General features: G+C 67.2%; 7 protein-coding genes. All 7 read right to left on the bottom strand.

The genetic code is table 11. The features are described 5' to 3' along the window. Nucleotides 1-535 (bottom strand): ABC transporter ATP-binding protein (locus VGV06_06560; GenBank protein ID HEV2054821.1); only part of this gene is annotated, 535 nt, incomplete at its 3' end. Continuing rightward, a complete protein-coding gene (locus VGV06_06555) occupies nucleotides 532-1,179 on the bottom strand; it encodes a class I SAM-dependent methyltransferase (protein HEV2054820.1) in 648 nt (215 codons plus the stop codon). The genes VGV06_06560 and VGV06_06555, both read right to left, overlap by 4 nt. Next, nucleotides 1,157-2,623, bottom strand: a complete 1,467-nt coding sequence (locus tag VGV06_06550; GenBank protein ID HEV2054819.1) for a glycosyltransferase family 39 protein — start codon at nucleotides 2,621-2,623, stop codon at nucleotides 1,157-1,159. The genes VGV06_06555 and VGV06_06550 overlap by 23 nt, the downstream gene beginning before the upstream one ends. Then, entirely contained in the window at nucleotides 2,613-3,317 is a 705-nt protein-coding gene (locus VGV06_06545; protein HEV2054818.1) for an ABC transporter ATP-binding protein, read from the bottom strand. Before VGV06_06545 ends, VGV06_06550 begins: the two co-directional genes overlap by 11 nt. Continuing rightward, complete coding sequence (locus VGV06_06540; protein HEV2054817.1) at nucleotides 3,317-4,240, bottom strand: branched-chain amino acid ABC transporter permease; 924 nt, start codon at nucleotides 4,238-4,240, stop codon at nucleotides 3,317-3,319. Before VGV06_06540 ends, VGV06_06545 begins: the two co-directional genes overlap by 1 nt. Next, the gene (locus VGV06_06535; protein ID HEV2054816.1) at nucleotides 4,237-5,112 is read right to left on the bottom strand and encodes a branched-chain amino acid ABC transporter permease; all 876 of its coding nucleotides are present in this window, start codon (nucleotides 5,110-5,112) and stop codon (nucleotides 4,237-4,239) included. Before VGV06_06535 ends, VGV06_06540 begins: the two co-directional genes overlap by 4 nt. Nucleotides 5,113-5,139: 27 nt before the next feature. Beyond that, a complete protein-coding gene (locus VGV06_06530; GenBank protein ID HEV2054815.1) occupies nucleotides 5,140-6,318 on the bottom strand; it encodes an amino acid ABC transporter substrate-binding protein in 1,179 nt (392 codons plus the stop codon). Nucleotides 6,319-6,667: the final 349 nt, after the last annotated feature.

Genomic DNA, 6,667 nt, shown 5'->3' with positions numbered 1-6,667 from the left:
CGAAGACCTGCTGGACGACCAGCGGGGCCAGTCCGGCGGAAGGCTCGTCCATCAGCAGAAGTTTCGGCCGCGACATCAGGGCGCGGCCGATGGCGACCATCTGCTGCTCGCCGCCCGAGAGCGTGCCGGCCTTCTGCGCCCGCCGCTGGCTCAGGACCGGGAAGAGCGCGTAGACGCGCTCGAGGCTCTCCCGGATCCTGGCGCCGTCGCGCTCGATATAGGCGCCCATCTCGAGGTTCTCGAGGACGGTCATCTGCGGGAAGACGATGCGCCCCTGCGGGACATAGGCGAGCCCGCGCGGCAGGACCTGGTCGGGACGGAGGCCCGTGATGTCCTGGCCGTCGAACAGGACCCGCCCGCTCGTCGCGTGCACGAAGCCCACCATGGTCTTGAAGGCGGTGGACTTGCCCGCGCCGTTGGGGCCGATCACGCTGACCATCTCGCCCACGCGCACCTCGAGCGTGACGTCGTGGAGGATGGGCATCTTGCCGTAGCCCGCGGTCAGCCCCTCGGCGAGCAGGAGCGTCGGCGTCACGGCCGTCGCTCGCAGACATAGAGGATGTGCGGGTACGGCAGGATGTCCACCATCAGGTGGCGGCGGACGTTGAAGCCGACCTCCCGGAGCAGGCCCGCCAGCTCCTCGCCGTCCCAGTAGCGCACCGGCGTGCCCGGGTCCATGACCTTGTCGAGGAGGTGGGTAAACCAGCGCTTGTAGAAGGGCCGGCGATCCACGTCCTTGATGAGGAGCCGTCCGCCCGGCGGCAGGATCTTGGCGACCTGCTCGAGCAGCGGGCGCACCGCCTCCTCCGGGATGTGGTGGACGATGTCGAGCATGTAGGCCGCGTCGAATGTCTCGCCGCCGCGGAAGTCCATGACGTCGCCGACCTCGTAGCGGACATTCGAGAGGCCGAGCTTGCCCGCCGCGGCCCGCGCCATGGCGATGCGGCGCGGATTGCGGTCGAGCCCCTCGAGGCGCAGCCCGGGATGGACGCTCGCGTAGTAGAGGGAGAAGAGGCCGAAACCGCAGCCGAGATCGAGCACCCGCCCGCGCTCCGGCAGGTACTGGCCGATCTCGTCGAGGAAGCGCTGGCGGAGGATCCAGAAGCGCCCCCAGCAGTAGCCGCGGACGATCTTGTCCTCGTAGGCGCGAATGACGTTAAGGACGGGTTCGCTGCGCATAGATCCTGTAGCCGTCACCCTCGACGGCGAGTGTGTAATCGCGCGCGAGGAGCCGCGCCACGGCGGGGAATCCGTCGAGCCGCTCGTAACCGGGACGGCGCCACGTGTCCCTGAAGACGACGACGGTCGTGGGCCGGCCGCGCTCGAGGTCGCGCGCGAACTCGGCGCGGAGCGCCTGGATGCGCGCGTCGCCCTCGTCGTGGAAGAAGTGGAAGTCGTAGAGGAAGCGTGTCGGCTGCCGGAGGTGCAGGCGCAGGAGCGCGTGGACCCCGCCCTCGCTGACGTCCATCACCTGCACCGGGCCCGCGCCCGCCAGAGGCTTTAGGTCGCGCACGAGAGCCGAGACGCGGCGGGCCCTGTCGGCTATCCACGGCGCGTCGGCCGCGCCCGCTCCCTTGGCGCCCAGGAGCGCCACGGCGATCACGAGGAGGGCGCACGCGAGCGCGCCGGAGAGCGCGGGCGCCGAGTTCCAGCGTGAGGGCAGGGCCTGCCTCGGCCGCGCAGCGAGCGGGACCGACGCCAGGGCGCAGACAAAGACCGCGAACGGATAGCTGTGGTACTCCCACCCCTTGCCCTGGGCGGCGACGTGCACGAAGCCGTAGACGGCGCCCAGGAGAGCGAGCCAGCGGCGGCTGCCGTATGGCTTCTGCGGTTGGCGCGCGAAACCCAGGAGGCCGAGCGCGACGAGACAGCACCAGATTTGCCAGCCGTAAACGTGCCAGCGGAGCCCTTCCCACACCGAGACGCGCCCGACGCGGCTGTAGAGCGGCAGGACATAGCCTGTGACGATGGACACGAAGGGCCCTGCCCCGCCGTGCCACGCGAGCCAGCCCATCACGAGGACGGGCACGGCGAGCCCCGCCGCGCACCAATGCGCGAGCGCGCGCATCGTGCCCGAGCCCACGGCGCCGAGCACCACGACTCCGGCGCACGCGATCCAGAAGAGCGCGGCCTGGGGCTTGACCATGACCCCGGCGCCGGCGGCAAGCCCTCCCCAGAGAAGGGGCGCCCGCGCGCCGCCCGATTCCCAGGCGCGCGCCGCTCCCCACGCGGCCAGGACGAGGAAGAGCGCCAGGAGAAAATCGCGCTGGCCGGCGCGCCACGCCCCGCCGGACAGGTGATAGAGGATGAAGAGGAGCGCCGCGCCGAGCCCGCTCCACGCATCGCCCATGCGTCGCGAGAAGCCGAAGAGCGCCGCGGCCGTGAGGGCGAGCCAGGCGAGATCGAAGAGCCGCCAGGCGCCGTCGCCCTGACCAAGAACCGTGATGACGCCGAGATGCAGGAAGTAGACACCGGGCACGTTCATGTCGAAGACATCGCGATAGGGGACGGCGCCCTGGGCCATGAGCCACGCGACGTAGTGCATGAGCGGGGCGTCGTGAATCAGCGGCCAGCCCCAGGAGCGCCAGCCGAGGTAGAGCGCGAGCGCGGCGCTAGCGGCCAAAATAAGCTTCAATCACTCGCTCGTCCGTCTGGATGACGCCGGGAGGCCCCTCGGCCAGCTTCTCGCCGTGGTCGAGGACGAAGACGGTCTCGCAGAGCCCCATGACGACCTTCATGTCGTGCTCGACGAGCAGGACGGTCTTGCCGCTGTCGCGCAATTTACGCACAGCTTCCAGGAGCTCATTCAGCAGGGTCCGGTTGACACCGGCGGCGGGCTCGTCGAGCAGGATCAGCTCGGGGTCCGTCATGAGCACGCGGACGAATTCGACCAGCTTCTGCTGGCCGTAGGACAGGTTGCCCGCGTACTCCCCGGCCAGCCGCTCGAGCTTGACGAAGCCGAGCAGCCCTTCGGCGCGCTTCCGGGCGGCGGCATAGTCGTCCGTCGTCACCACCATCAGATTCTCGAGCGCCGTCAGCTCGGGGAAGACCCTAATGACCTGGAAGGTCCGGCCGATACCCTGGTGGAAAATCTGGTGGGGCTTGAGCCCGTCGATGCGCTGCCCCTTGAAGCGGATCTGCCCCAGGTCGGCCTGATCGACGCCCGTGATGCAGTTGAAGAGCGTGGTCTTGCCCGAGCCGTTCGGGCCGATCAGGCCATAGATGCGACCCGCTTCGAGCGAGAGAGAGACCTTGTTGACGGCGGTCACGCCGCCGAAGCGCTTGACCACGCGGTCCACCATCAGGATCGGCTCCATCAGATGGTCCTCGGCAGGTTGTACTTCTGCTGGAGGACGCCGAGGATCCCGCGGGGCATCAACAGAACGACCGCCACGATGATGCCGCCGAAGAACAGCTGGTGGAGGTAGATGAACCTGGCCCAGACGATCTCCTGGAACGTGAACAGAAGGACGGCGCCCAGCACCGGGCCCCAGATCGTGCCCTTGCCGCCAAAGAGCACCATTACGATCATCGTGATCGTCGTGATGAGGGGGAACACGCTCATGGGCTCGATGTAGCCCTGGTCCCTGGCAGCCAGCCCGCCGACTATCCCCGGCCCCGCGGCCGAGAGAAGGAAGGCGTAGAGCTTGTAGCGAAAGGTGTCGATCCCCATGGCCTCGGCCGCGACCTCGTCCTCGCGGATGGTCATGAGGCGCAGGCCGAAGCGGGAAGTGATGATGATGTAGGTGAGCCCGGTGACGAGCAGCGCCGTGAGCCCCATGGCGTAGTAGATCGGCACGCTCGCGTGGAGGAGCGTGGGCATGGACAGGCCGCTGCCGCCGCCGGTGAGCCCCTCGAAGTAGGACACGATCACGCGCAGGACCTCGTTGAGTCCCAGCATGGCGATGGCGAAGTAGGGCCCCTTGAGCCTGAAACAGGGCCAGCCGATCACCAGCGCGAGCACCATGGCCATGACGCCGCCGGCGAGGCACGCCAGGAGCCACGGCCACCCGAGCTTGGTGACCAGGATGCCGGCGGTATAGGCGCCCATGCCGAAGAACGCCACGTGCCCGAACGACACGTAGCCGGTGAGCCCGGAGATCAGGTTCCAGGACTGAGCGAGCGCGATCCACATGAAGAGCTGGAGCACGGTGCGGACGCCATACCCCGTCCCCTGCATCGGGTAGAGCGCCAGGGCGGCCAGCGTGACCACGAGCCCGGCGAAGAACCAGCGCTTCACGAGGCGCGCCCCTTGAACAGGCCCGTCGGTCTCACCAGCAGCACCAGGACCAGCAAAACGTAGGCGACGGCCTCGTTGACCTGCGTGGTCAGGAACAGCGAGGAGAGCTGCTCGACGAGGCCGAGGAGCAGACCGCCCACCAGGGCGCCGGGATAGTTGCCGGCGCCGCCCAGCACGATCACCAGGAACGACTTGAACGTGTACACCTGCCCCATCTCGGGCTGGATGGCGACCATCACGGCGACCAGCGTGCCGCCGGCGGCCGCCAGCGCCGAGGCGAGACCGAAGGCCAGCATGTGGATCCGCTGGACGTTGACGCCGCAGACCTGGGCCACTTCGCGGCTCTGGGACACGGCCCGCAGGGCCTTGCCGAGGCGCGTCTTCTGCAGGAACCAGAACGCGCCCGCCGTGATCACGATCGCGAAAGCACAGGCGATCACGCGCGACTTGGAGAAGGCGAACGGCCCCAGCACGAAGGACCCGGTCAGGTACTCCACCGATCTCAGATCCGAGGTGAAGGCGAGCTGGGTCAGGTTCACGAGCGCGATGCCCACGCCGAACATGAGCAGCAGCGAGGACAGCTCCGGCGCGTCCACCACCCGCCGCACCAGCAGGCTCTGGAGGACGACGCCGACGACGAACAGCGCCGGCATCGAAACCAGGAGCGAGAGATACGGGTTCAGGCCGAACCAATGGAAGAGCCAGAACGTCGTATAGGCGCCCAGCATCAGCAGCGACCCATGCGCCACGTTGAGGACGCGCATGACGCCGAAGATGAGTCCGAGACCGAGCGCCACCATGGCGTAGAGAGCGCCCGCCAGGAGGCCAGAGATGACCACCTGGCCCACCATGGCAGGCGTGATGACGAACATTGGACTAGCCTAACGCTGGGGACTAGGCTACCGCTGGCCCCAGCCGGGTGTCGGGAAGCGCGGCTTGCCGCTGGCCAGGTCGTCCGGCCACACGGTGACTTTCTTGCCGTCCTGCCACTGGAACATGACCATCTTGTGGGCGGTCTGGAAGCCGTCCGGGTCCACCTTGTAGTCGCCGAAGAACGTCCGCGTCTCGAGCTTGAGCAGCTGGTCGCGCACTTTGTCCGAGTCCAGACTGCCGGCGCGCCGGACGCCTTCGGCGTAGATGACGCAGCCCGCGTACCCGGCGGCCGAGTGGTAGACCGGCTCGTGCCCGAACTTCTTCTGGTAGGAGTCAACAAACTCCTTCTGACCCGGGTAGGGCAGCGTCCCCTCCCACTGCGTGGAGCCGTACACGTACTCGGCATTCTGCTTGAGTAGGTCGTAGAACTTCGGGAGGTCGCCGCCCACCGTCACGCCGTACATTTTCGCGCTGACGTTCAGCTCCTTCATCTGGCGGGTGATGGCCACCGCGTCATCGAAGTAGGTGGACGCCGCGATGACGTCGGGGTTCGCCGCCTTGAGCTTGGTCAGGAGCGCCGAGAAGTCCGTGTTGCCCTTCGGGTACGCCTCCTGGAACACGACCTGCATGCCCTTCTTCTTGGCGATCTCGGCGACGCCCACGGCGGACGCCTTGGTGAAGAGCGTGTCCTCGTTCACGACGGCGATGGTCTTGAGCCCGCGCTTTGCCGCCATGTCGACGAGCCCTTCCAGGTACGCCTCGGCGGGCGAGATGACCATGAAGATGTACTTCCGCCCCTTCTTGAAGATGGACGTGGTCGCGGCCAGGGGCGAGACCATGACCTTCTGGTACTTCTCGCTGACGTTGGCCACGGCCTCCGTGATCGGAGAGGAGTACGGCCCCATTACCGCGTCGACCTTGTCCTCCGTGATGAGCTTCTCGTAGAGGCGCACACCGGTGGCCGGCATGGACTGATCGTCGTAGAACACGAACTCGACCTTGCGCCCGAGCAACCCGCCCTTGGCGTTCAGATGGTCCGCGCACAGCTCGTACCCTTCCTTCTGGTACGAGCCGGGCTGGGCGTAGGTGCCGGTGAGCGAGAGCGAGGCGCCGACCTTGATCGGGGCCTGCGCCTCGGCGGGGGCCGGGGCGAGACACGCCGCGACGGCGACGGCGCCCGCGATTCTCCACAGGAATGTCTTCATCGGGATCCTCCTCAAGTCGTCCGGGAGCGGACCGCGGTCAGCTCGAAATGGCCCTTGTTTCTAACAAACTTGCCCCGTCCTGTCAAGGTTCCCTGGCCTGCGGTAGTGTCTCAGTGTGAAATCTGAGGCGCGGTAAGGTCCGTGCCTTTCCGTGGCATACTCCGGCTACAGGGAAGGAGGATTCCCGATGACCACTGTCAATGTCCGCTATATGGTCGATGACGTCGATGCTGCTGTCGCCTTCTACACCAATTATTGATCTTTGCGTAAGTAATGGAAAGGTGTGACACTATGGGGCATGAGACCCCATGGATCGGCGGTATCGTTGGAGAAGCGGCGCCGTCGCGCC

It is taken from the genome of Candidatus Methylomirabilota bacterium (assembly GCA_035936835.1).
Taxonomy (GTDB): domain Bacteria; phylum Methylomirabilota; class Methylomirabilia; order Rokubacteriales; family CSP1-6; genus AR37.
The sequence above is the reverse complement of the archived record's forward strand: the minus strand, read 5'-3'. Positions and strand labels throughout refer to the sequence as shown.